Below are 24,477 nucleotides of genomic sequence, written 5' to 3'. Positions count from 1 at the left end.
TGTTCTCATATTCAGTGGGATGTACCGTGGTCTCACGGAGGTGATCCGACCGGTGGCCGCACCGGACGATTCACCCCCGCCGACACGGATCGGAGCACTCCGATGCGGTGTGTTGTTTGAGAATTCCATACCCCTACGACACCTTCGGGTGGCCGCGCCCTCCCTTTCCGAACGACAGGCCGGAAAGGTCCGTTCGACGACGTCTCTCCCCTCGACGTCGTCGTCTCCTCCTCGGGCGCGGCCCCCGCGGGGCGACGTCGACCCTTCCGAAGGCCGGAACCGAGCGTTCGTTAGGGCATGGCCTAGGCTCGGATCGTGACCTTCACTCGCTACGTGGCCCTGGGAGACTCGTTCAGCGAAGGCGTCGGCGACGACGCCCCCGACCTGCCCAACGGCGTCCGCGGGTGGGCCGATCGCGTCGCCGCCGCCCTCGAGGCGGCCCACCCCGGTCTCGAGTACGCGAACCTGGCGATCCGCGGTCTCAAGTCGCGCGCCGTCGTCGACCGCCAGGTGGGGCCCGCGCTCGCCATGGCGCCCGATCTGGTCTCGATCCACGCCGGCGGCAACGACGTCCTCCGCCCGACCGTCGACCTGGACGGACTGCTCGCCCACTACGACGACGCGGTCGCCCGGCTCGTCGACTCCGGTGCGACGGTCGTGATCTTCACACCGCACGACCCCGGCGCGGCACCGGTGTTCCGCGCCCTGCGCGGGCGTTTCGCGATCCTCGCCGAGGGCATGCGGGCGATCGCCGACCGACGCGGAGCGGTTCTGGTCGACTACTGGCGGATCCGCGACTACGACGACCCCCGGATGTGGGCCTTCGATCGCCTGCACATGTCCGCCACGGGTCACCAGCGGATGGCGATCGCCGTGCTCGATGCGCTCGGCGTCGAACACGACCTGACGCCGCTCCCCCTGCCCGTCGTACCCGAGCGATCCGCTCTTCGGGCCCGCCTCGCCGACCTCGACTGGGCCCGCGGATTCCTCGCGCCGTGGCTGGGCCGTCGCCTGCGCGGCGTCTCCTCCGGCGACACCCTGTCACCGCGCTACGGGACCCCGGTGCCGGTCGGGGACCTCTAGAAGATCCATCGGAGGCCGGAGGCCTCCCTTCCCGGACAGGCCCCGGTCACTCCGGCCGCACCGTCTCCAGCCTGCGCCACGACCACCAGGCCAGCAGCACCGTCAGCACCGAACCCACCGAGGCGAGCGATTGGGCGGCCAGATACAGGTTCCATTCGGCGATCGACGTCCCCGGCCCCTGCCCGATCCCGGCGCGCCCGACATACGCGCCGAGCAGGCCGACGCCCAGCACGTACAGCGCCGCCACCGTGAGCAACAGGGTGCGCACCGGGGCGAACCGCTGATCGGGGACCCGTCGCACCAGCCCGCTGTGCAGGAGGACCAGTGCGCCGAGCGACGTCGTCGTCAGTGCGATCGCGTCGGCGCCGAGCGTGTCGGACAGCCGGTGCCAGCGAGCGATCACGGTGTAGGCGCCCACGCCGACGGTCCACCCGGTCACCACCAGCATCGCGATGGTCCGCCAGCGCCAGGAGACGACGAGGAGCGTCGCGCACGCCACCGCCATCGCGACGGTCGTGTGACCGCTGGGGAAGCTGTTGTGCAGCCACTGCGACGGACCGCCGGCCAGGTCGGGTCGTGACAACAGGATCCGTTTGAGGATCTCCGTGGTCAGCGTCGCTCCGACGATCACTCCGACCGCGACGGCCGCCAGCCGGACACCGCCGCGCACCCAGCCGATCACCGCCAGGATCACGACGGCCACGCCCAGACTGGTCAGGGTGATGCTCGCCAGCGCGAGATCCGCATCGGTCACCTCGTCGGCGTTCACCTGGTAGGACCCTCGCAGCGCCGCGTTCTCCACCTGCTGACCGGTGTGGGTCCGCACCGCCGCCCAGTAGACGCCGACCAGGGTCGCCGACGACGCGAACGCCAGAACGGCCCAGCGCACAGCGGCGCCGGACCGTTCCCGACTCGTCAGCTCGACGCTCCGGTGCGCCGTCGCCGTGACCACTCAGGCCTTGGCGATGTCGACGGTCACACCGTCGCCCAGCTCGATCGCCCCAGCCGGTTCGGCGGCCACGGTGAAGTCCGTCGCCAGGATCTCGCCGGCGATCAGGTCGGCGTGGGTCTCGGCGATCGGCCGGGTGGCCTCCGGGACCACCAGGCGCACGACGATCCGATCGGAGATGTCCAGGCCGAGGTTCCGGCGGGCGTCCTGGAGTTCGCGGATCCGGTCCTTGGCCCAGCCCTCGGCCTCCAGTTCCGGGGTCACCGCGGTGTCAAGCACCACCAGGCCGCCGCCGTCGGGCAGCTCGCCGGTCGAGTCCGGCGCCACCGCGACGAGCCTGCGGGTGAACTCCTCACCGCGCAGTTCGATGCCGTCGGCGACGACGACCGGCTCCCCGGTCTCCTCGCTCGACGTCAGCTCCCAGTTCCCCGACTTCACGGCCTTGATGGCGCGCTGCACGTCCTTGCCGATGCGCGGACCGGCAGCCCGGGCGTTCACCGCCACCTCCACCCGGCCGTGGGCGTCGACGTCGGTGCTGAGCTCGACGTTCTTCACGTTCATCTCGTCGGCGATGAGACCGGTGAAGGGCGCCAGCGACTCCGCCGCGGGCGAGGCCACGGTCAGCTGCCGCAGCGGCAGGCGCACGCGGAGCTTGTTGGCCTTCCGGACGCTCGAGGCCACCGAGCACACCGACTGCACGGCGTCCATCGCCTCGACCAGTGCGGGGTCCGCGGGCAGGTCGTCGGCCGCGGGCCAGTCGGTGAGGTGCACCGAGCGCTCACCGGTCAGTCCGCGCCACATCGCCTCGGTGGCGAGCGGCAGCAGCGGAGCCGCGAGTCGCCCGGCCACCTCCAGGACCGTGTAGAGCGTGTCGAAGGCGTCCGGATCGGCTTCCTGACCGGCCCAGAAGCGGGCGCGGGACCGTCGCACATACCAGTTGGTCAGCGAATCGCAGAAGGTGCGGAAGCTGTCGCAGGCACCGGCGATGTCGTAGACGTCGAGCGCCGCCGTGATCTCGTCACGGGTGACGGCCAGCTTCGCCAGGATGTAGCGGTCGAGCACGTTCTCCGAGTCGGTCCGCCACGTCGCCGGACGCTCGGCGTACAGCTGCAGGAAGCTGTACGCGTTCCACATCGGCAGGAGCGCCTGCCGTACGCCCTCGCGGATGCCGCGCTCGGTCACCACCAGGTTGCCGCCGCGCAGGATCGGGCTCGCCATCAGGAACCAGCGCATTGCGTCGGAGCCGTCGCGGTCGAAGACCTCGTTGACGTCCGGGTAGTTGCGCTTGGACTTGCTCATCTTCTGGCCGTCGTCGCCCAGGACGATGCCGTGCGCCGCCACCGTCTTGAAGGCCGGCCGGTCGAACAGCGCGGTCGCGAGCACATGCAGGTTGTAGAACCAGCCGCGCGTCTGACCGTTGTATTCGACGATGAAATCGCCCGGATTGTGTGCGACCTCGCCGTTCCCGCCGTCGAACCAGTCGTTGTTCTCGAACGGGTAGTGCACCTGGGCGTACGGCATGGATCCGGACTCGAACCAGCAGTCGAGCACCTCGGACACCCGGCGCATCGTCGAGCGGCCGGTCGGGTCGTCGGGGTTCGGGCGGACCAGTTCGTCGATGTTCGGCCGGTGCAGATCGGTCGGCCGCACGCCGAAGTCGGCCTCGAGTTCGTCGAGGCTGCCGTAGACGTCGATCCTCGGGTGGGCGGGATCGTCGGAGATCCACACCGGGATGGGTGCGCCCCAGTAGCGGTTGCGGCTGATGTTCCAGTCCTTGGCGCCCTCCAGCCACTTGCCGAACTGGCCGTCCTTGATGTGGGCCGGCGACCAGGTGATCTCCTGGTTCAATTCGAGCATCCGGTCCTTGATCCGGGTCACCGCGACGAACCAGGAGGGCACCGCCATGTAGATCAGCGGCTGGCCCGAGCGCCACGAATGCGGGTACGAGTGCTCGATGGTCTCGTGCCGGAGCACCCGGCCTGCGGTCTTGAGGTCCTTGATGATGTTCGGGTTGGCGTCGAAGACCATCTGGCCCTCGTACGGCGGGACCAGCTCGGTGAACCGGCCGCCCGGATCCAGCGGCTGCACCACCTCGATGCCCACGGCGGCACAGGCCTCCATGTCCTCCTCACCGAAGGCGGGCGCCTGATGCACGACGCCGGTGCCGCTGTCGGTGGTGACGTAGTCGGCGGTGATGATCCGGTGCGCGTTCGGATGGCCGGCGAAGAAGTCGAACGGCGGCGTGTACGCCAGACCCGCCAGCTCCTCGCCCCGGTAGGTCGCCACCGTCTCCGACTCGCCCAGCTCCTTCCGGTAGGCCCCGACCAGTGCCGAGGCCAGCAGGTACTCGGTGCCGTCCTCGGCCCGCACCTGCGAGTACTCGACGTCCGGGTGCACGGCGATCGCCAGGTTCGACGGCAGCGTCCACGGCGTGGTGGTCCAGACGAGCGCGTTCACGCCGTCCAGCGGAGAGTCCGGTGCCGACAGCGGCATGGTCACCGTCAGCGCGGGATCCTGGCGCATGCGGTAGGCGTCGTCGAGCTTGGCCTCCTGGTTGCTCAACGGGGTCTGCTCGTACCAGGAGTACGGCAGGACGCGGTACCCCTGATACACCAGGCCCTTGTCGTACAGACGCTTGAACGCCCACATGACCGACTCCATGAAGTCCAGGTCCAGGGTCTTGTAGTCGTTGTCGAAGTCGACCCAGCGCGCCTGGCGGGTCACGTAGTTCCGCCATTCCCCGGTGTAGCGCAGCACCGAGTCACGGCAGTACTCGTTGAACTTGTCGACGCCCATCACCTCGATCTCCGACTTGTCGGTGATCCCCAGCTGGCGCTCGGCCTCGAGTTCGGCGGGCAGTCCGTGGGTGTCCCAGCCGAAGCGGCGCTCGACCTTCTTGCCGCGCATCGTCTGATACCGCGGAACGATGTCCTTGACGTAGCCGGTCAGCAGGTGCCCGTAGTGCGGGAGCCCGTTCGCGAACGGCGGACCGTCGTAGAAGACGAACTCCTCGGCGTCCGCGCGATTGGCGATCGACGCGGCGAAGGTGTCGTCGTCGGCCCAGTACCGGAGAACTCGCTCCTCGACGTCGGGGAACGACGGCGCTCCGCGCCCGGTCCCGTCGGTGAGGTCGACGATCGGGTATGCGCGCGTAGGCGTCCCGGCGTCCGCCGCTCCGGTGTCAGCGGCGCTGCTGTCGAAGGCGTTGGCCTCGGTCATCGGTGTCTGCACTCCTCGTGCCTGCAGGACCGGCGTTCACCGGTTCTTCTCTGGCACGGGGACGCGCACACCGTTCTCGGCGGACGCGCGGTACCACCCCGCTTGCACCGCATGCGGTGCCTCTCACGGAGTCACCCCCGGAGACGGGAGTGCTCACACGGCTGTGTCGGGCCGCACCCGCCCGGTTCTACTGGGGCCGGACACGCGGAGAACCGCACCGACCCGTTCTTCCGGGAGCTCCCCGGTGATGGCCGGATCATCGCTGTACTGCCGAGCAGTCTACTCCCCGCGGTTCTTGAAGGTCATCTTGGGAAGCGGGCCCGTGTGATCGTGCACGATGATCGCGTCACTGCTGGTCACCGCGGACTCGGCCGATCGGTCCGGCGCAGCGTCCTGCGCGGTCCACGCGGTCGGTGCCGGACCGGCCGGCGGGAACGACGTCGACGGCGAGTAGGGGTTCGACGACGACGGCTGCCGTCGAACGCCCTGCGACGACGCCGTGCCCGCGACGGGAGCGGCGGAGATCGGGAACGTGTCCCGGGCGTCCGCCGCGGAGCCCACCGGAGGAAGCGGTCCCGAGACGGTCGGGTCGGCGGAGGTCGGTCGCATCTCGTCGGCGGCGTCTGCGGCGGCGCGACGGCGCCGTCCGACGTACGGCGACGAGGCGACCGGGATCGGCCCGGTGGCCGGGGCGTCCGACGAGACGCCAGGTCGGAGTGTCGACGGAGACTCCGCCGGACGGGTGATCGGCACCGGCGGCTCCGACGTCGGCCACGCGCCGGTCTGCTGACGTTGGACGGGGAACGTTCCGGTCACCGACTTGACGTAGTCGTTCGCGTCACCGGTCGCCACGTCGTCGTGCGGTTCGACCCCGACCGCCGGGACCGGGGGAAGCGGGCCCGACTCCAGGCCGGTCGAGGTGGGCGGTGCCGCAGAGTACGGATCGGCGGAATGAGGGTCGGCGGAGTACGGGTCCGCGGAACCGTAGGGCTCGGCGCCGTAGGCGCCCGCGGAGTACGCGGACGCACCCGTGGAGGGCGCTTCCGGAGCGCCGTAGGGCTCCGCAGAGTACGCCTCCGTGGCGAACGACGCCGACTCCTGGGGGCCGCTCAACGGCCACTCCCCGGAGTCCGCCTGTTCCGCGCGGGCCATCGCCCCGGTGTCGACCACCAGCGAACCGAGCCCGCCGTCGTCCGCGGGGGCCGCGGCGCTGAGGAACGCCCCGGAGTCGTCCGCGGGCGCCTCGGCGTCGTGGTCGTCGTGCAGGGGATCCTGACGATCGTCCGGCCTGCCGTCCCGGATGGTGAACAAGGGCTCGTCGTCCAGACCGGATCCGCCGCGGCGTCCCGACTTCATCGTGTCCACCAGGAGCACGACGAGGCCGGCGACGCAGACGATGATGCATGCCACGGCAAGCCAGAAATTACCGGTGATCAGCGCGACTACGAGCAGACCGAACCCGATCAGCGTCGTCGCCAGTGCCAAGGTCAGCATTGCCCCGAACCCTTCTCGCGTATCCAACCCACCCCCGAAGGCCGATCAGCCCTGAGGGTAGCCGTTCTCGGAGCCGTAGCCGTGCTCGGCCGGCGCGGCGCTGCTGCGCTGCTGCAGCTCTTCGAGCTGCGACTCGAGGTAGGTCTGCAGGCGCGTACGGTATTCGCGCTCGTAGGTCTTGAGCTGCTCGATCCGGCCTTCCAGCACCGTGCGCTGCTGGTTGATGGTCGACATGATCTCCGAGTGCTTCTGCTCGGCGTCACGCTGCAGGAAGTCCGCACGCTCCTGCGCCTGACGCACCTGGGTCTCGGCGCGGGTCTGCGCGTCGGCCAGCAGGGCCTCGGCGCGCTGACGCGACTCGGACAGGGTGGCCTCGGCGGTGGCCTGGGCGTCGCTGACCATCGCATCGCTGCGCTGACGGGCATCGGAGAGCAGCGCCTCGGCCTCGCTGCGGGCGCTGCCGGTGACCCGGTCCGCCGTGTCCTGGGCGAGCGCGAGCACTCGGGCCGCACGACCGCTGGCGTCGTCGTCGTACGACGAGGGCTGCGGTGCGACGGGCACGGGCTCCGGCGTCGGCGGCGCCGCCGCGAAGACCTGAGTCTGATCGCCGCCGGCCGGCGCGCCGGCGCGGGCCGCCGACAGCTCGGACTCCAGATCGGCGACGCGATCGGTCAGTTCGGAGTTCTCTTCGATCAGGCGCGCCAGCTCGGCTTCGACGAAATCGAGGAACTGATCCACCTCGTCCTCGTTGTAACCGCGCTTACCGATCGGCGGTTTGCTGAACGCGACGTTGTGCACATCAGCTGGTGTCAGCCGCATTTCGGTTTCCCCTTTGGTCTACGAGCGTGTCCGTCGAAACACTCTGATTCATGGTCGTTGGCCGGCGACAGGCCGGGCACAGTTCTATTAATACCAGTAGCGCTGCGTCACTAACGCCCCATCTTGTCACAACCGGACCCGATCCCGTCGCCCGGCCGCAGCCTGTTCGCCACCGGATTACGGTCCGGATGCGTCCGGCTCCGCGACGCTCCCCGTCGGGGATGCGCCGTCGTCGTCGCAGCGACCTGCGACGACGGTCAGGTGAGCGCGGCGGCCGCCGCGTTCACCGGTGAGATCTCGTTCGCGAACGCCCACGCGACGCGCCAACCGATGGTCACCACGATCAACACCAGGAACAGCGACAGGTCCAATCGTACCGATCCGACATCGATCGGTTTGATGATCCGCCGCAGCGCCTTCAGCGGCGGATCGGTCACGGTGAAGACGCTCTCGATCAGCACGACGGCGAGACCGCGCGGCCGCCAGTGTCTGGCGAGCGACTGAATGAACTCGATCACCAGCCGAGCTATCAGCAGCATCCAGTAAATGATCAGGATCAGATAGAGAATCCAGAGGAATGTACCCACGTGTCTACAGTGCCACGAAAGGCGCCGGGCGGACCCGGCGCCTCTCCCGCGGCGTTCCTCTCAAGCCTGGTTGTGGAATCCGGACTCGGCGAGTCGACGGCGCTCCTCCGGACTCACGTCCGTCCCGGCCGGCGACAGCAGGAAGACCTTCTTGGCCACCTTGTCGAACGCACCGCGCAGACCGAACGCGAGGCCGGCGGCGAAGTCGACCAGACGCCGGGCATCGTCGTTGCTCAGGTCCGACAGGTCCATGATCACCGGATTGCCGCTGCGGAAGCGCTCACCGATGGTCCGGGCCTCCGAGTAGTCGGCCGGCCGGATCGCGGTGATCTTGCCCGGGGACTCGGCGGGCGCCTCGGAACGGGGCTCGGACGCCGGAGTGCTGACGCGCGACTCGGCGGCCACGGCGGGACGGGACTCGGGAGCCAGTGCGTTGGCACCGCGCACGGCCATCGTTCCGCTGCCGCCGCGCGCCGCGGTCACGTTGCCGCTGTGCGACAGCGGCTCCAGGCGTCCACGGGAGGGCGCCGGAGCAGCCTCGACGCGGACCGCGCGCTCGGCGTACACGCGGTCGTCGCCGCGCGCGGCGTACTCGACCTCCGCGTAACCCGCCTCGTAGGGCTCGTCGTCGTAGTAGCCCTCGCTCTGGCCGCCGCCCGCGGTGCGGTAACGCTCCAGGTACAACCGCTCACGCGAACTCATCGGCTCGTCACCGCGCCCGGCCGGGGCGGGACGCCGCGATGCGGGCTCGGGGTAGCGATCGGCGGGGTCGTACCCGTCGTGCATGGGATCTGCCAGGTAGTCGTCCTCATACTCGGCGGGAGGCACCATGCCGAAATATGCCTTGAACTTCTGCATCGTCGTCATCGACTTGCCTTCCTCGTTAAGCATGTTCACCGGTGAGTCTACTGTGACCAATGTGATTACTGAGAGGTTAGCGGTCGAGACCCCATGATCGCACTTCCGACACGCACACATGTCGATCCGTGGACGATCGCCTGCTCCAGATCGCCGGACATGCCGGCGGAGAGCTCGCCTGCGGACGGATATGCGGATCGGAAGCGCTCGGCGATCGCCGCCGCCTGCGCCGAATGCGCCTCGGCCTCGCCGTGCAACGGTGCGATCACCATCAGCCCGTCCAGGCTCAGCACACCGTCGTGGGCCAGCACGGTGTCGGCCAGCGCCGGAAGCGCCGACTCCACCGCTCCGCCCCGTGCGGGGTCTCCATCCAGACTCACCTGAAGCAGAGTACCCAGTGCACCTGTGCGTTCGCTTACTTCCAGGGAATGTCCCGCCGCCGTCGCGAGCGCCTCGATCAGTTCAAGCGAGTCCACCGACTGGACCCGTCGCGCCCACCGGGCCACCGTCTTGGCCTTCTTACGCTGCAGCGATCCGATCATGTCGACGTCGAAGACCGCGTCCGGACGCGCGCCGCGCACCTCGGCGATCTTCCGTCCGGCCTCGGGTTCCCGGTTCTCGCCGAACTCGTGCTCACCCAGCTCGATCAACCGTGCCAGGTCGTCGGCCGGGAAGTACTTGGTCACCACCATCAGCCGAGCGCTGCCCGGACTCCGGCCCGCCGCGGCCTCGGCGGCCGCGATCCGGGCCCGCACCGCGGCCAGCGCCGATGCCAACTCCCGCATCCGCGGGTCCTCCGATGCGGCGCCGTCTCCGCGCGCATCCGCCCCGTCGTCCACCGTCTACTCCGTCGTGTCCATCCAGATCACCGATGCCAGCCGCCCGGTCGGGGCGCCCCGACGATGGCTGAACAGATCCGGGTCTTCGATCGTGCACCGCGGGTCCACCGCCACGCCGCCGACACCGGCGTCGGTCAACTGGCGGGCGATGCCCGCACGGATGTCCAGTCCCGCCGTGCCCCGGGTCGTCCGGCAGGCGCTGCCCGGCAAATGCTTCTCCACGTCGCGCTGCATCTCCGCGGGCACCTCGTAGCGCTCCCCCGACGCGGCGGGGCCCAGCAGCGCACCGATCCGCTCGGGTCGCGCACCGAGCCGCGTCATCACTTCGAGCACCTCCGGCACGATGCCGATCCGCGCACCCACGCGCCCGGCGTGCACCGCGGCGATCACGCCCGCCTCGTCGTCGCTCAGGAGGATCGGCACGCAGTCGGCGGTGAGCACCGCCAGCGCCAGCCCCGGCGTCGTCGTGACGAGGGCGTCGGTGGTCTCCACCGGACCGTCCACGGGGCCGTCGACCACCGTGACGTTGCGGCTGTGGATCTGTTCCATCCACACCACGTTCGACGGCGCCAGGCCCAGGTCGCGAGCCAGCCGCTCTCGATTGGCGGCGACCGCCGCGGGATCGTCGCCCACGTGGTCGCCGAGATTGAACGAATCGTACGGTGCCCGCGACACCCCGCCGGCGCGGGTCGTCACGACGCGCCGGACCCGCGGCGCGGGAACCGAGTCGCCCATCACTTCATGAAGTCGGGGACGTCGACCTCATCGTCGTCGAACCGCGGGCGCGGGTTCGGCCGCGGAGTCGACTGACCCGCGAACGGGTCGGCTCGACGCACGGTGCTCGAATCGAACAGCGGATCGGGGTTGGGCGGTGCCACCGGAGCCTCCCGGCGCACCGGCTCCGGCTCGCTGTGCCGCGCCGCCGTCGTGGTGGTGGCGGCGGTCGTCTGCTGCGGCTGCTTGATGACCGGCTCGTCGACGCGCTTGCGCGGCGTCCCGCCGTCGAACCCGGCCGCGATCACGGTGACGCGGACCTCGTCGCCGAGATTGTCGTCGATCACCGTGCCGAAGATGATGTTGGCGTCCTCGTGGGCCGCCTCCTGCACCTGGGTCGCGGCGTTGTTGATCTCGAACAGGCCCAGGTCGCTGCCGCCGGCGATCGAGATGAGGACGCCGCGGGCGCCCTCCATCGAGGCCTCCAGCAGCGGCGAGTTGATCGCGGCCTCCGCGGCCTTGCGCGCCCGGTCCTCTCCTCGCGAGGCGCCGATGCCCATCAGAGCGCTGCCCGCATCGCTCATCACGCCCTTGACGTCGGCGAAGTCGACGTTGATCAGGCCCGGGGTGGTGATGAGGTCGGTGATGCCCTGGACGCCGTTGAGGAGCACCTCGTCGGCGCTGCGGAAGGCGTCCATCAGACTCACCTGCGCGTCGCCGAGCTGGAGCAGGCGGTCGTTCGGGATCACGATCAGGGTGTCGCAGGCTTCGCGCAGCGCGGCGATGCCCTCGTCGGCCTGGTTGCCGCGGCGTTTGCCCTCGAACGAGAACGGCCGGGTCACGACGCCGACGGTCAGGGCGCCGAGCTTGCGGGCGATCCCGGCGACGACGGGCGCGCCACCGGTGCCGGTGCCACCGCCCTCACCCGCGGTGACGAAGACCATGTCCGCGCCCTGCAGCAGGTCCTCGATCTCGTCGCGGGCGTCCTCGGCGGCCTTGCGGCCGACCTCCGGATTGGCACCGGCGCCGAGGCCGCGCGTCGACTCGCGGCCGATGTCGAGCTTCACGTCGGCGTCACTGATCAGCAGCGCCTGGGCATCGGTGTTGATCGCGATGAACTCGACCCCTTTGAGGCCCTGCTCGATCATGCGATTCACAGCATTGACGCCGCCGCCGCCGATGCCGACGACCTTGATGACGGCGAGGTAGTTATGAGGGGGCGTCATGGTGCCTTCCTGCTCCGCTTCAAACCCTAAAGCTCAAGCTGAGGGTTATAGTTATGTCAAGTACCGGTCTCGAGGAAAACCGTATCGACCCGCCGCCGGTGAGTCAGGAGGCGCGCCGAGTTTCCGAACACATTTCTACTCCCCGGCCCGCTTCCTCGCTCGGGTCGGGTTCAGCTCACCGCAGGATACTCCGGCGCCGAGACGTTGAATGTACTCCCCGGCAATCTCAGGACATACGCGAGCGCCTCGGCCTTGTCGCCGCCGCGCTCCGCATCCCCCCAGACCACCGTGCGTTCCCTGGTCAACTTCAACCGCAGGTCGGCCGGCGAGGAGGCGGTGATCGACACCACTTCTCCGCGCAGCCAGTCCGGCAGATCCCCGGCCACCACCAGGGCGGCGGCCGTCGTGGGATCGGCCGGTCCCGGGGTGGGGACCTCCACGCGCGGAAGAGTCCGGTAGGCCACTCCGTCGCGACCCGCCTTCCCCATCGCCGCACGCGAATCGAACTCCAGGTAGACCACGCCGAGCCGATCCATCACCCCGAGCTTGCCCTGTGCCGTCGAGACCACTGCACGCGGGGTCCGTTCGACGACCTCGATCGACACCGTCGACGGATAACCGCGTTCCACCTTCACCGACTCGACACCCGGGATCCGCGCGATCCGGTTGGCCACCGCGGCGGTCTCCACCTGGAGCAACGGCAGCCCCGAGGGGACCTCGGCGACCGTGAGGATCTCGTCCCGCGGGACGGCCGAATCACCGGTGACGGTGACGTCGCGCACCGACATCAGCGGCGAGAAGTAGGCCGCCGCGACCAGGCCGCCGACGACGGCGAGCAACGCGAGGGCACCGAGGAGTCGCCACAGCCGGCGGCGCCCCCGGCGGCGCATCTCCGCGTACTCGTCCGGCACCGGATTCCTCGGCGCCGTCGTCCGGCGTCCGATCACGCCCCCAACGCGGCGAGGATGTACGGCCCCTGCATGGTGATGTCGCCGGCGCCGACGGTCAGCACGATGTCGCCCGCCCGCGCCCGGCTCACCACCGCGGCGGGCAGATCGTCCACCGCGGCGACGAAGGCGGCCGGCGCGGTGACCGCGTCGGAGATCAGCTTGCCGGTGACCCCGGGCCGCGGCTCCTCACGGGCGCCGTAGACGTCGGCCACGATCACCTCGTCCGCCAGGCTCAACGCCTCGGCGAACTCGGTCGCGAACTCCTCGGTGCGCGAGTACAGGTGCGGTTGGAAGACGGCGATCACCCGGCCGCCGGTCTCCCCCACCAGATCACGGGCCGCCGACAGCACGGCCCGCACCTCGGTGGGATGGTGCGCGTAGTCGTCGTACACGGAGATCCCGGCGACGGTGCCGCGGAACTCGAATCGGCGATGCACGCCGCCGAAGCCCTCGATGCCGTCGAGCACGGTCGCCGGCTGCGTGTCGGGATCCACCGCGAGGCAGCCCAGCAGCGCCCCCAGCGCGTTGCGGGCCATGTGCACGCCCGGCAACGTGACCCGCATGCCGCGGTTCAGCGGAGCGGGCACCAGCGGCGGCTCGATCTCGACCTGCGTGCTGCTGCCGGTGCCGTGGGCGGCGACGTCGCTGAGCCGTCCCGCCCAGGGCACCGACGGCGCGGCCGCACGACACTCTCCGGTGCCGTAGCCGAGCACCGCGATGCCCCGGTCGCCGAGACGGGCCGCCGAACGCTCGCCGAGCGCCGCCGATCCCGGGTCGTCGAGGCACACCACCAGGGTGCCGCCCGGACGGATCAGGTCGACGAACCGGTCGAAGACCTCGACGTAGGCCTCCTCGGTGCCGAAGAAGTCGAGATGATCGGCTTCGATGTTGGTCACGATCACCACGTCGGGCAGGTATTCGAGCAGCGAGCCGTCGCTCTCGTCGGCCTCGGCGACGAAGACGCCCCCGCTGCCGTGGTGGGCGTTGGTGCCCGACTCGTTGAGTTCGCCGCCGATCGCGAACGAGGGATCCGCACCGCAGTGCTGCAGCGCGACCACCGCCATCGACGTGGTCGAGGTCTTGCCGTGGGTGCCGCAGATCAGCAGCGTGCGGTAGCCCTCCATCAACTGCGCCAGCACATGCGGCCGGTACAGGATCGGGATGCCGCGGCGCCGGGCCTCGACCAGTTCGGGATTGTCCTTCGGGATGGCCGCGTGCGTGGTGACGACGACGGTGGGGCCGCCGTCGAGCAGATCCAGCGCCGCCGGATCGTGACCGATCCGCACGTGCGCACCGCGGGCCCGCAGGGCGACGACGCCGTGGCTCTCCCGCGCATCGGAGCCGGAGACCCGTCCGCCGCGTGCCAGCAGGATGCGGGCCAGACCCGACATGCCCGCCCCGCCGATGCCCACCATGTGGACGCGATGCAGCTGCTCGGGGAGGTCTCCGGGGACGGCGGCCGGGGCGTCGGTCATCGTCGTGCCTCCGCGCCGCGCCGGTGCTCGAAGGCCAGCGCGAGGGCCGTCGAGGCGACGGTGTCCGCCGCCCGGCGGTGGCCGCTCCCCGCGCTCGCCTCCCGCATGGCGTCGAGGCGTCCGGGGTCGCCGAGCAGCGCCGGAACCTCCTGCGCCACGTAGTCGGCGGTCATGTCCGCGTTGTCGACGAGCAGCGCCGCCCCCGCCTCGACCACGGGCAGCGCGTTGAGGCGCTGCTCGCCGTTGCCGTGCGGCAGCGGGACGTAGATCGCGGGCAGCCCCGTCGCGGTGACCTCGGCGACGGTCATCGCGCCCGACCGGCAGATCACCAGGTCGGCCGCGGCGTAGGCGAGATCCATCCGGTCGACGTACGGGAGCGTCACGTACGCCGGCGCCCCGTCCGGGGACTGCGGCGAGACGGTGTTCTTGGCTCCGTGCGCGTGCAGCACGCCCACACCGGCGGCCCCGAGCGCTCCCGCGGCGCCGGCCACGGCCTCGTTGAGCTGCTGCGCCCCCTGCGAACCGCCGAAGACCAGCAGCGTCGGCGCGTCCGGGTCGAGGCCGAAGAACGCGCGGGCCTCGGCCCGCAGCGCGTCACGGTCGAGTTCGGCGATCTGTCTGCGCACCGGGATGCCGACCACTTCGGCGCCGGGCAGACCGCAGTCGGGCACCGCGGCCATCACCTGCTCGGCGAACCGCTGTCCGATCTTGTTGGCGATCCCCGCGCTGGCGTTGGCCTCGTGGATCAGCACCGGCAGACGATGCCGCCGACCGACGTGTCCGCGCGCGGCGAGATACGCCGGAAGCGCGACGTAACCGCCGAAGCCCACGACGACGTCGGCGTCGACCTCGGTCAGCACGCGGCGGGCCGCCGCGACCGACCGGCTGAGCCGGTACGGGGTCATCGCCAGATCCTTGCCGGGTTTGCGCGGCAGCGGGGCGGGCGGGATCAGCTCGAGGTCGAAGCCGCGTCTGGGGACCAGGTCACCCTCCAGGCCCTTGGCCGTCCCGAGCGCGGTGACCCGGGCCGTCGGGTCCAGACGGCGGACCGCATCGGCCACCGCCAGTGCGGGCTCGATGTGCCCGGCGGTGCCGCCGCCGGCCACCACCACGGAGAGACCGGCGGGAGCGGACTGTTGACTACTACTCACCGGCGTCTGTACTCCATTCCTGGCTGGGGGTCGTTTCTGGGCGGAATCGGGGACCGGGTGGTCCGGGCCCGCCGCGGCTCACGAGGCTCCGTGTCGCGGGCCGCGGAGCGCCGGGACTCGGGAGGCACCCGGCCGCCGCGCCTTCCTGCAGGATAGTGGATCTCGTCGCTGCGCTGCGTCACCGCCCGATCCGGACGTCGGGGGGACGCCCCGGATGCGCGACGATCACCGCCGCGGCGCGAGGCCCCGGTCGAACCCGGGACGTCGGCGTGCAGCCGGGTCTCCCCGCCCGGCTCGATGCCTCTCGGCCGGGCGCTCGACGACGGGGGCGGGCGGCGGACGCCGCGCACGACCGCCGTCCGTCCGGTCGCGCCGCGCGGTGCGGCGGGCCGGTTCCGCGCCTGCCCGGGCGCACCCGAAGGCGGCGCCCCCGAGCCCGGCGCACGACGTCGATCGCGTCGGCTGTCGGGCATCCGACCCGCGCTGCGACGACGGTCGGAACGATCCCGCGCCGGATCGGTGACGCGCGGCCGGAAGGCCGCGGGCGGCGGCAGGTGCAGCCACCGAGCGAGCCCCTCGGGACTCCCCCGTTTGCCCGACAGGGCGATCACGGCTTCGGGCTCGTGCCGCGCCGCGCTGGCCAGCATGCCGAGCATCAGCAGCATCGTCAGCATCGAGGTGCCGCCCTGGGACAGCAGCGGGAGCTGGATGCCGGTCACCGGCAGCAGTCCCACCACATAGCCCACGTTGATGAACATCTGCGTCGTGATCAGCACCGTGATCGTCCCGGTGAGCAGCCGTAGGAAGGGGTCGGCCGAGCGCCGCGCGATCCGCATGCCGACGTAACCGAGCATCAGGAACAGCACGACGACGGTCATCCCGCCGATCAGACCGGTCTCCTCGACCAGGATCGCGAAGATGAAGTCGTTGTGCGCGTTCGGCAGATAGCTCCACTTGGCGGTGCTCTGCCCGAGCCCGACGCCGAACACGCCGCCGTTGGCGAGGGCGAACTTGGCCTGCATCGCCTGGTAGCCGCCGTCCAGCGGATCCGCCGATCCGAGGAAGCTGAACACGCGCGCCGCACGGTAGTCCGCGCTGAACGCCGCGATCACCCCGGCGACGGAGAACAGTCCGACGAACGCCGCGAACACCGAACCGGGAAGCCCGGCGAACCAGAGCAGCGCGGCGGTGATGACCAGGATGATCACGGTGGTCGAGAGGTTCGGTTCGGCGATGATCAGGAAGGCCATGAGGATGACGACCGGCACCAGCGGGATCATCAGCTCTCGGACCCACGCACCGGTGGTCCGGCGGCCGGCCAGGACGTGGGCGCCCCACACGCACAGGGCCACCTTGGCGATGTCGGACGGCTGGATCGAGACGCCCGCGATCTGGAACCAGCGGCGGGCGCCGTCCACCTCGACGCCCAGGGAGGGCACCAGGACCAGCGCCAGCAGCACCAGGCTCGCCACGATACCGAAGGTCGCGAACCGCCGGTAGAAGCGGATCTGCACCCGGAGGATCAGGTAGAAACCGGCCCAGCCGAGCACCGCGAACACGGCCTGCGTGCCGAAGGCGCCGTACGCGGACTGCTTCTCGGCGTAGCCCTCCACCGCGGACGCCGACCAGACCATGATCAGACCGAGCACCGTGAGCACCGCGGTGAGGCCCACCACCAGGTGGAACGAGGTCAGCGGGCGTCCCATCAGCGTCTGGGTGCCCTCCACCGCGGTCTGCACCCAGGCCCGGAGGTCCACCTTGGGCATTCTGAAGACCCAGGTGCAGCGGTTTGGCCGGCTGCGCCGTGCGGGCCGGTCTGCGGTTCCGGCCCGGCGCGCGCACCGCTTCGCCGGGCTTGCGACGGCGCCGCCGCGACCGCCCCGCGGTGCTCTTCGCGGAGTCGGCCTCGGCCGGGTCCGCGGGGTCGTCGGCGTCCGCGGAACTCTCGTCGTCGTCCGCCGCCGAGTCGTCCGCCGCCGGATCCCGGTCCGCGCCGTCGTTCACGACGTCGAGGGAGGCGCCCCCGGCGGCCGACCCGCCGCTCTCCGGGTCCTCGCCGGATCCTCGCCGCACGGCACGCGTCGCCCGAGCGCCGTCGGCCTTCCGGGTCGTCGCCTCGGTCCCGGCCGCATCGTCGAGATCGTCGGCCGGGTCGTCGGGCGCCATGTCAGCGCTCCGCGTCGCCGCGTGTCGCGCCGGCCAGCGTCCGCGCCGCGGCGGCGAAGCTGTCGCCGCGCGCGCCGTACGAGGCGAACATGTCCAGCGAGGCGGCCGCCGGCGCCAACAGGACGGCGCCGGTGCCCGGCGCGGCCTGCGCCAGCGACCAGGCCTCCGCGACGGCCTGCGCCATCACGGCGTCGGCCGCCGACGACTGCGGCGCAGCCGGAAGCGAAACGGTGTCGGAGGTGCGATGAGTGATCACCGCACCATCGTCCCCTGTGAATACTGTGACTACTGGGACTTGTGGGGCGTGTCGTGCAATCGCGTCGAGAATCACGGCACGATCCCGGCCGATCGCGACCACTCCGGCGAGCCGATCGGCCGAGCGCGTCACGAGATCGTCCACCGGCGCGCCCTTGAGCAGTCCCCCCGCGATGAGCACCACGCGGTCGTGCGCGTCGATCGCCGCCTGCGCGGCGTGCGGATTGGTCGCCTTGGAGTCGTCGACGAACCGCACCCCGTCCAACTCCGCGACCGTCTGCCCCCGGTGCGCGGCAGGCGAGAATCCGGCGAGTCCGCGCGCGACCGCATCGGCCGACACCCCGATCGCCCGGGTCAACGCCGCGGCGGCGAGCGCATCGGCCACCCCCGACGGCCCGCTCGGCTGCACCCGGTCGGCCCCGACCAGGTCGGCGGGCGCCGCCGCGGCCGGGCGGACCGCACCGTCGTCGTCGAACGCGGCGTCGACCAGGGTTCCGCTCCGGATGCCGTCCCGCACCCCGAGCTCACCCGGTCCCGGCACCGCCAGGGTGAAGCCCACCCGCCGGGATCCGGCGGGCACCGGCAGCGCGGACGCCACCGCGTCGTCGAGCCCGACCACCGCGATCTCGCCGGTCAGCACCCCGGCCTTCGCATCGCGGTAGGCCTCGAACGAGCCGTGCCAGTCCAGGTGGTCGTCGGCCACGTTCAGGACCACCCCGGCGCGCGGCCGGACCGACGGCGCCCAGTGCAACTGGAACGACGAGAGCTCCACCGCCAGCACGTCGGCCCGCGGCTCGGCCCGCAACGCCGCCACCACCGGGAGACCGATGTTCCCGCAGGCGGCCACCGCCAGGCCCGCCGCCTCGCAGATCGCCTCGGTCATCGACGTGGTCGTGGTCTTGCCGTTGGTGCCGGTGATCACCAGCCAGGTCCGCGGGGCGCCGGTCAGACCCGCCGCATCGAGGCGCCAGGCCAGCTCCACATCGCCCCACACCGGCACGCCCGCGGCCTGTGCGGCCACCAGGAACTCGTTGGTCGGCGGGAAACCCGGCGACGTCACCACCAGATCGACGTCGTCGAAGGCCTCCGGCCCGGTCAGGTAGTCGTCGGGGGAACGCTGCTCGTGAGCGCCGGAGGCCGCGGCGGCATCGGCGAAACGACGGTCGACGACGACGCTGCGCGCGCCGAACTCGTCGAGCGCCGCGACGACGGCGGCACCGGTGGTTCCGGCGCCGGCCACCAGGACGTGAGCGCCGACGAGGTCCAGGGGTTCGGTCGAGAAGGACATCTCAGATCAGCCCGCGACCCACTCGCCGTAGAACAGGCCCAGTCCCAGCGCACAGGAGATCGCGGTGAGCAGCCAGAACCGGATGATGACCGTGGTCTGGTCCCATCCCGCGAGCTCGAAGTGGTGGTGGAACGGCGCCATCCGGAACGGCCGCTTGCCGGTGGTCCGGAACGACGCCACCTGGACCACCACCGAGATCATCTCGGCCACGAACAGCGCACCGATGACGATCATCAGCAGCTCGGTGCGGGTCGTGATCGACAGACCGGCCACGACGCCGCCCAGCGCCAGCGAACCGGTGTCGCCCATGAAGATCTTCGCCGGTGCCGCGTTCCACCAGAGGAAGCCGAGACAGGCCGCGGCGGCGACCATCGCGACGACGGCGAGGTCGTGCGCATCGCGGACGTCGTAGCAGGTGGCATCGGAGTTCACATCGCACGAGTAGGTGCTCTGCCACATGGTGATCAGCACGTAGGTGCCCATGACCATGGCCGTGGACCCGGCCGCCAGACCGTCGAGCCCGTCGGTGAAGTTGACCGCGTTCGACCACGCGTACACCACGAGCCAGCAGAAGAACACGAAGCCGACGCCGGTGAGCGTGATCACCTCGATGTCGCGGACGTAGGAGAGGTGGTCGCTGGCCGGGGTGCGGCCCTTGCTGTCCGGGAACTGCAGGAACAGGATCGCGAACACGATCGCGACCACGAGCTGGCCCACCGTCTTCTGCGTCTTGTTCAGCCCCAGGTTCCGGTGGCGCGCCAGCTTGACGAAGTCGTCGAGGAAGCCGACCAGACCCAGGCCGGTCGCCAGACCGAGCACCAGCAGGCCCGAGGCGGACGGCCCGCCGTCGCCCATGGCCCAGCTGAACAGGTACGAACCGAGGTAGCCGGCCCAGATCGCGATGAGGATGGCCACGCCGCCCATGGACGGGGTGCCGGCTTTCGCCTGGTGGCTCGCGGGGCCGTCCTGGCGGATCTCCTGGCCCCAGCGACGCCGGGCGAACTCACGGATCAGCACCGGGGTCAGCAGAATCGCCACGGCCAGCGAGATCGCGCCGGCGATCAGGATCTGAGTCAAAGCATGCGTCCTTCGTCGTCCCCCGTCGCATTCCGCGACGGCCGAATGATGACCCCGGCCGGCCTGCAGGCTACCGCCGGGTATCGGTCCGTAACATTCTGCCGCGCGCGGCCCCGTCGCCCTCTCACCGGGTCCGGACCCGCACGTCGAGCGCCGCGTCGGCGTTCCACAGGTCGAGCAGACCCGGTACCAGTCCGTCGCCGCCGACCACCAGCACCAGGTCGCCGGCGCGCGGTGCGTCCGGAGTCCCGGCCGCCGCGCGGAAGTGCTCGATCAGCTCGTCGGCGGTGGTGAAGAAAGCCGCCTCCTCGCCCCACGAGCCCTCCTGGATCGCGCCCTGATAGAGCGACCGCGCCAGGCGGGTCGCCCCGACGGCGAGCGTCTGGTCGACGGCCAGCCGCACCGCCTGCCGCCCGATCAGATCGTGCTCGATGCAGCGGGCATCGACGTCGGCGGCGGCCTCGTCGGAGGTCAGCTCGCCGAACACCGCCCAGGTGCGACGACCCTCCGCCGGATCCGCGCCGACCCGGCGGTGCGCGCTCCCGATCCCCAGGTCGGCGGCGTCGGAGACCGCGACGCGGAGCAGCGTCCGGGCCCGGGCCACGGTCGCCGTCCCCTCGACGGTGTACACCGTGAGCGGAGCCCCGGACGTCTCTGTTCCGGACGCCTCCGTTCCGGGTGCGCCGGTCGTCTCCGCCGCGTGCGCGGTGATCGCCGCGGCGAGGACCTCGCGGTCGTCGAACGGATGCTTGTGTCCGGCGATCTCCTGGCCGGTCTCGTGCCCCTTGCCCGCGACCAGCACCACGTCCCCGGCCTCGGCCCACGCGACCGCCGCCGCGATCGCCTCGGCGCGGTCGCCGATCTCGGTGATCCGCCGGGCCCGGCGCTCGTCGCCGATCACCCCTTCCGCACCGGCGAGCACCGCGGCGCGGATCACGGCCGGATCCTCGCTGCGCGGATTGTCGTCGGTCACCACGACGAAGTCGGCGCCGCGCGCCGCCGCGGCACCCATCAGGGGCCGCTTCTCGGTGTCCCGATCGCCGCCGGCGCCGAGCACCACCCCGACCCGACCGTTCGTCTGCGCCGCGAGAGTGGCCAGCACCGCCTCCACGGCGGCCGGTTTGTGCGCGTAGTCGACGACGGCGAGGAAGTCCTGCCCTCGCTCGATCTTCTCCAGCCGTCCCGGGACCGACACCAGCGCCAGTCCCCCGACGGCGACGTCCACCGGGACCCCGGCGGCCACCGCGAGCCCGACCGCGAGCAGCGCGTTCGCCACGTTGTACGCGCCCGGCAGCGGCACGACCATCACGTGCTCGGCACCCGCCGCACCCGGCCCGCTCACGGCGCCGGTGTCATCCGACCCGCTCGTTCCGCTCCCGGCGCCGCCCGGAGCCCGGATCACCACGGTCTGCGAGCCCGTCTCCGACGTCTCCAGACGACTCACCACGCTCCAGTCACCGGGGCCGGTGGTCGAGACCCGCGCGGTGGACGCGCCGCCGGACTCCGCGACCCGCGCCATGTCCGCGCCCCAGCGGTCGTCGGTGCAGATCACCGCCGTCTCCGCACGCACCGGCGAACCCGCCCGGAACAGAATGCGCCTTGGCCTGGAAGTACTCGTCCATGGAGTGGTGGAAGTCGAGGTGGTCCTGCGAGAGATTGGTGAACCCGCCCACCGCGAACCGGCTGCCGTCCACCCGCCCCAGCGAGAGCGCGTGACTGGAGACCTCCATCACCACCGTGTCGACGCCCCGCTCCACCATCACCGCGAACAGTCGCTGCAGGTCGGGGGCCTCGGGTGTCGTGAGCGAACTGGGGACGCGCTCGCCGTCGATCCGGATCTCGACGGTGCCGACCAGTCCGACCACCCGGCCCGCGGCCCGCAGCGCGGCCTCGGTCAGGTACGCCGTGGTGGTCTTGCCGGAGGTCCCGGTGATCCCGATCAGGGTGAGCCGCGCCGACGGATCGCCGTAGATGCGCGCCGACGCCCGGCCGAGCACACCGCGCGGATCGTCGTGCACCAGCACCGGGACCGCGGCCATCGCCTCGTCCACGCGGAGCAGCGCGAGCCCGTTCGCATCGGTGAGTACCGCGACGGCGCCGCCGGCGACCGCCTCGGCCGCGAAACGGGCACCGTGCACCCGGCTGCCGGGCAGCGCCGCGAACAGGTCGCCGGGGCCGGCCTCCTGGGCACGCAGGGTCACCCCGTGCAGGGATCTGTCCCCGCCGACCAGTTCGGCGCCGACGAGCTCGGCGAGCTCGGTCAGATCCGCTCCCACGGGACGTTCGGGCCGCACCATCGCAGGGTGCACCCGGTCGCTGTTCTCCGCCACGTCGCTCGCGTCCTCACTTCGATCCGTCGTCTCCTGAGCCGGCAGGCTCGTCGCCGCCCAGACTAAGTCCTGTGGTTCCTCCGGGCGCCGCCCGGCCGCACCGGGAGTGACCGGTCCCGCTCGAGGCCCGTCACCTCGCGGTCACGCCTCCAGCCTCACCCGCGGCGCCTGGCGTGCCGAATGCGGGACCTTGTCGTGCTGCAGGAGCCACGCACCGATCGTGCCGAACAGCGGCGCCGCCGACTGGCCGCCGCTGCCGTCCGAGCTGCGCGTCGGGTTGTCGAGCATGATGCCGATCACGTAGCGCGGATCGTCGGCGGGGGTGATCCCGGCGAACGTGATGTTGTAGCTCGACTTCGAGTAGCAGTTGCACGCCGGATCCACCTGCTGGGCGGTGCCGGTCTTGCCCGAGGTCTGGTAGCCGTCGATCGCGCCCTTGGCTCCGGTGCCGCTCTGCACGCCCGACGGATCGTCCTGCATCACCGCGCGGAACATCTCCCGGACGGTCTTCGCCGTCTGCGGGCTCACCACCCGCACCTTCTTGGGGGAGCTGAAGCCGGCGCCGCGGCCGCCGGTGTCCGCGCGCAGGATCCGCGGCTCGATCCGCAGACCGTCGTTCGCGATGGCCTGGTACATGGCGGTCATCTGCAGCAGCGTCATCGACAGGCCCTGCCCGATCGGCAGGTTCGCGAACGAACCGCCGGACCACTGGCTCAGCGCGGGCACCGCGCCCGCGCTCTCGCCGGGCAGGCCGATCCCGGTGCGTCGGCCGAGACCGAACGCCGACAGCATGTCCGCGAACCGCTTCTCCCCGACCTTCTGCGCCAGCATCAGGGTGCCGACGTTCGACGACTTCCCGAAGATCCCGGTGGTGGTGAACGGCACCACGCCGTGCTCCCACGCATCCTTCACCGTGATCCCGGACATCTGGATCTGGCCGGCCACCCGGTGCACCTCGTCGGGTGTGGTGAGGCCGTATTCGACGGCCGCCGCGGCCACCACCAGCTTGTTCACCGATCCCGGCTCGAACGGCGACATCACCGCACGGTTGCCCAGGTCGGCGTCCTTCTGCTCGTCGAGCGGCCGGGCGGCGTTGAACGTGCTGTCGTTCGCCATCGCCAGCACCTCGCCGGTGCGCGCATCCAGGACCACCGCCGAGGCGTTCTTGGCGCCCGAGTTCTTCTTCGCCTCGTTGACCTGCGTCTGGACGTACCACTGGATGTCCGAGTCGAGGGTCAGCCGCACCGTCTTGCCGTCGATCGCCGGGTGCACGTTGCGTTTGCTGCCCGGGATCACCGCACCGTCGGAACCGCGGTCGAAGGTCTCCGTGCCGTTCATGCCCGCGAGGATCGGATCGAGCGACGACTCCAGGCCGATCGCCCCGTGACCGTCGAAGTTCACGCCGCCGACGACGTTGGCCGCCAGCGAGCCGCCCGGGTACAACCGGATGGCCTGGGGGTCGGCGCCGACCTCCGGGAAGTCGCGCGTGATGCGGTTCGCGGTCTCCACGCTGACCGAGCGGGCCAGATAGACGAACTGCTGGTCGGACATGAGTTTCGCCAGCAGATCCTCCGACGAGATCGATCCGCCCAGCCCGGCCGAGACGCCGTCGGCGATCTGCCGCAGACGCGTGTCGACGTCGGGCAGCTCCGGCCTCTTCTCGTGCTCGGCCGCGATCGACTTGCGCACCGCCTTCGGCAGGAAGGTGAGCGCCCGGGCGTCACCGGTGTACGCCAGCGGTTTGCCGTTGCGGTCGAGGATCGCCCCGCGCTCGGCGTACAGGGTGACGGTGTCCTCGCGCTGCTGCGCGGCCTGCGCCGCCAGCGCCGGGGCCTCGATCACATTGACGTACAGCAGTCGACCGGCCACCGCGAGCGCGAGGATCAGGGCGAGCACCGTCAGGATCCGGGTGCGGCCGACGAAGTGCCGGGTCGCACGGTCACCACCGGTGCGGGAGCGCCGGACCGAGGAGCGTGGAGCGGTCATGGGCGTCGATC

Annotated in this window: 17 protein-coding genes and 1 pseudogene; 1 reads left to right on the top strand and 17 read right to left on the bottom strand. The window is 71.1% G+C overall.

Annotation, left to right across the window (positions count from 1 at the left end; all coding sequences use genetic code 11):
* The first annotated feature begins 315 nt into the window (after positions 1–315).
* Positions 316–1,083, top strand: a complete 768-nt coding sequence (locus QM809_RS11855) for an SGNH/GDSL hydrolase family protein (protein ID WP_415045990.1) — start codon at positions 316–318, stop codon at positions 1,081–1,083.
* A gap of 46 nt (positions 1,084–1,129) precedes the next feature.
* On the opposite strand, the gene QM809_RS11850 is transcribed toward QM809_RS11855, so the two are convergent.
* From QM809_RS11850 to QM809_RS11770, 17 genes and pseudogenes are all read right to left on the bottom strand, one after another.
* On the bottom strand, positions 1,130–2,035 hold the full coding sequence (locus QM809_RS11850) for a phosphatase PAP2 family protein (RefSeq protein WP_415045989.1): 906 nt from the start codon (positions 2,033–2,035) through the stop codon (positions 1,130–1,132).
* On the bottom strand, positions 2,036–5,251 hold the full coding sequence (ileS, locus tag QM809_RS11845; RefSeq protein ID WP_415045988.1) for an isoleucine--tRNA ligase: 3,216 nt from the start codon (positions 5,249–5,251) through the stop codon (positions 2,036–2,038).
* Positions 5,252–5,530: 279 nt separating this feature from the next.
* On the bottom strand, positions 5,531–6,745 hold the full coding sequence (locus QM809_RS11840) for a hypothetical protein (RefSeq protein ID WP_415045987.1): 1,215 nt from the start codon (positions 6,743–6,745) through the stop codon (positions 5,531–5,533).
* Positions 6,746–6,790: 45 nt separating this feature from the next.
* Entirely contained in the window at positions 6,791–7,564 is a 774-nt protein-coding gene (locus tag QM809_RS11835; protein WP_415045986.1) for a DivIVA domain-containing protein, read from the bottom strand.
* Between the two features lie 257 nt (positions 7,565–7,821).
* Complete coding sequence (locus QM809_RS11830) at positions 7,822–8,151, bottom strand: YggT family protein (RefSeq protein ID WP_415045985.1); 330 nt, start codon at positions 8,149–8,151, stop codon at positions 7,822–7,824.
* Positions 8,152–8,211: 60 nt separating this feature from the next.
* Entirely contained in the window at positions 8,212–9,018 is an 807-nt protein-coding gene (locus QM809_RS11825; RefSeq protein WP_415047068.1) for a cell division protein SepF, read from the bottom strand.
* A 56-nt stretch (positions 9,019–9,074) separates the two neighbouring features.
* Entirely contained in the window at positions 9,075–9,794 is a 720-nt protein-coding gene (locus tag QM809_RS11820) for an alanine racemase (RefSeq protein WP_415047067.1), read from the bottom strand.
* Between the two features lie 57 nt (positions 9,795–9,851).
* A complete protein-coding gene (gene pgeF, locus QM809_RS11815; RefSeq protein WP_415045984.1) occupies positions 9,852–10,583 on the bottom strand; it encodes a peptidoglycan editing factor PgeF in 732 nt (243 codons plus the stop codon).
* Positions 10,583–11,788, bottom strand: a complete 1,206-nt coding sequence (ftsZ, locus tag QM809_RS11810) for a cell division protein FtsZ (RefSeq protein WP_415045983.1) — start codon at positions 11,786–11,788, stop codon at positions 10,583–10,585. Before ftsZ ends, pgeF begins: the two co-directional genes overlap by 1 nt.
* 170 nt (positions 11,789–11,958) lie before the next feature.
* The gene (locus QM809_RS11805; protein WP_415045982.1) at positions 11,959–12,735 is read right to left on the bottom strand and encodes a cell division protein FtsQ/DivIB; all 777 of its coding nucleotides are present in this window, start codon (positions 12,733–12,735) and stop codon (positions 11,959–11,961) included.
* Positions 12,732–14,213: a UDP-N-acetylmuramate--L-alanine ligase gene (gene murC / locus QM809_RS11800; RefSeq protein ID WP_415045981.1), complete on the bottom strand. Its 1,482-nt coding sequence runs from the start codon at positions 14,211–14,213 to the stop codon at positions 12,732–12,734. The genes QM809_RS11805 and murC overlap by 4 nt, the downstream gene beginning before the upstream one ends.
* On the bottom strand, positions 14,210–15,364 hold the full coding sequence (gene murG / locus QM809_RS11795) for an undecaprenyldiphospho-muramoylpentapeptide beta-N-acetylglucosaminyltransferase (RefSeq protein ID WP_415045980.1): 1,155 nt from the start codon (positions 15,362–15,364) through the stop codon (positions 14,210–14,212). Before murG ends, murC begins: the two co-directional genes overlap by 4 nt.
* On the bottom strand, positions 15,361–17,130 hold the full coding sequence (ftsW, locus tag QM809_RS11790; protein WP_415045979.1) for a putative lipid II flippase FtsW: 1,770 nt from the start codon (positions 17,128–17,130) through the stop codon (positions 15,361–15,363). The genes murG and ftsW overlap by 4 nt, the downstream gene beginning before the upstream one ends.
* A 401-nt stretch (positions 17,131–17,531) precedes the next feature.
* Complete coding sequence (murD, locus tag QM809_RS11785; RefSeq protein ID WP_415045978.1) at positions 17,532–19,073, bottom strand: UDP-N-acetylmuramoyl-L-alanine--D-glutamate ligase; 1,542 nt, start codon at positions 19,071–19,073, stop codon at positions 17,532–17,534.
* Between the two features lie 6 nt (positions 19,074–19,079).
* Positions 19,080–20,150 carry a phospho-N-acetylmuramoyl-pentapeptide-transferase gene (gene mraY, locus QM809_RS11780; RefSeq protein WP_415045977.1) on the bottom strand — a complete coding sequence of 357 codons (1,071 nt, stop codon included), beginning with the start codon at positions 20,148–20,150 and terminating at the stop codon, positions 19,080–19,082.
* A gap of 703 nt (positions 20,151–20,853) precedes the next feature.
* Positions 20,854–22,447, bottom strand: a pseudogene (locus QM809_RS11775) (UDP-N-acetylmuramoyl-L-alanyl-D-glutamate--2,6-diaminopimelate ligase); the annotation flags it as partial.
* Between the two features lie 174 nt (positions 22,448–22,621).
* On the bottom strand, positions 22,622–24,466 hold the full coding sequence (locus tag QM809_RS11770; RefSeq protein ID WP_415045976.1) for a peptidoglycan D,D-transpeptidase FtsI family protein: 1,845 nt from the start codon (positions 24,464–24,466) through the stop codon (positions 22,622–22,624).
* Positions 24,467–24,477 lie beyond the last annotated feature (11 nt).

Origin of the sequence: Gordonia sp. (in: high G+C Gram-positive bacteria) (assembly GCF_047600385.1) — a bacterium.
GTDB lineage: Bacteria > Actinomycetota > Actinomycetes > Mycobacteriales > Mycobacteriaceae > Gordonia.
The sequence above is the reverse complement of the archived record's forward strand: the minus strand, read 5'-3'. Positions and strand labels throughout refer to the sequence as shown.

Bases quoted from the DNA above. Each gene is read 5' to 3' on its own strand.
- ileS (WP_415045988.1), bottom strand. From the start codon at position 5,251: ATGACCGAGGCCAACGCCTTCGACAGCAGCGCCGCTGACACCGGAGCG.
- QM809_RS11840 (WP_415045987.1), bottom strand. From the start codon at position 6,745: ATGCTGACCTTGGCACTGGCGACGACGCTGATCGGGTTCGGTCTGCTC.
- QM809_RS11835 (WP_415045986.1), bottom strand. From the start codon at position 7,564: ATGCGGCTGACACCAGCTGATGTGCACAACGTCGCGTTCAGCAAACCG.
- QM809_RS11825 (WP_415047068.1), bottom strand. From the start codon at position 9,018: ATGACGACGATGCAGAAGTTCAAGGCATATTTCGGCATGGTGCCTCCC.
- QM809_RS11820 (WP_415047067.1), bottom strand. From the start codon at position 9,794: ATGCGGGAGTTGGCATCGGCGCTGGCCGCGGTGCGGGCCCGGATCGCG.
- pgeF (WP_415045984.1), bottom strand. From the start codon at position 10,583: ATGGGCGACTCGGTTCCCGCGCCGCGGGTCCGGCGCGTCGTGACGACC.
- ftsZ (WP_415045983.1), bottom strand. From the start codon at position 11,788: ATGACGCCCCCTCATAACTACCTCGCCGTCATCAAGGTCGTCGGCATC.
- murC (WP_415045981.1), bottom strand. From the start codon at position 14,213: ATGACCGACGCCCCGGCCGCCGTCCCCGGAGACCTCCCCGAGCAGCTG.
- ftsW (WP_415045979.1), bottom strand. From the start codon at position 17,130: ATGCCCAAGGTGGACCTCCGGGCCTGGGTGCAGACCGCGGTGGAGGGC.
- murD (WP_415045978.1), bottom strand. From the start codon at position 19,073: ATGTCCTTCTCGACCGAACCCCTGGACCTCGTCGGCGCTCACGTCCTG.
- QM809_RS11770 (WP_415045976.1), bottom strand. From the start codon at position 24,466: ATGACCGCTCCACGCTCCTCGGTCCGGCGCTCCCGCACCGGTGGTGAC.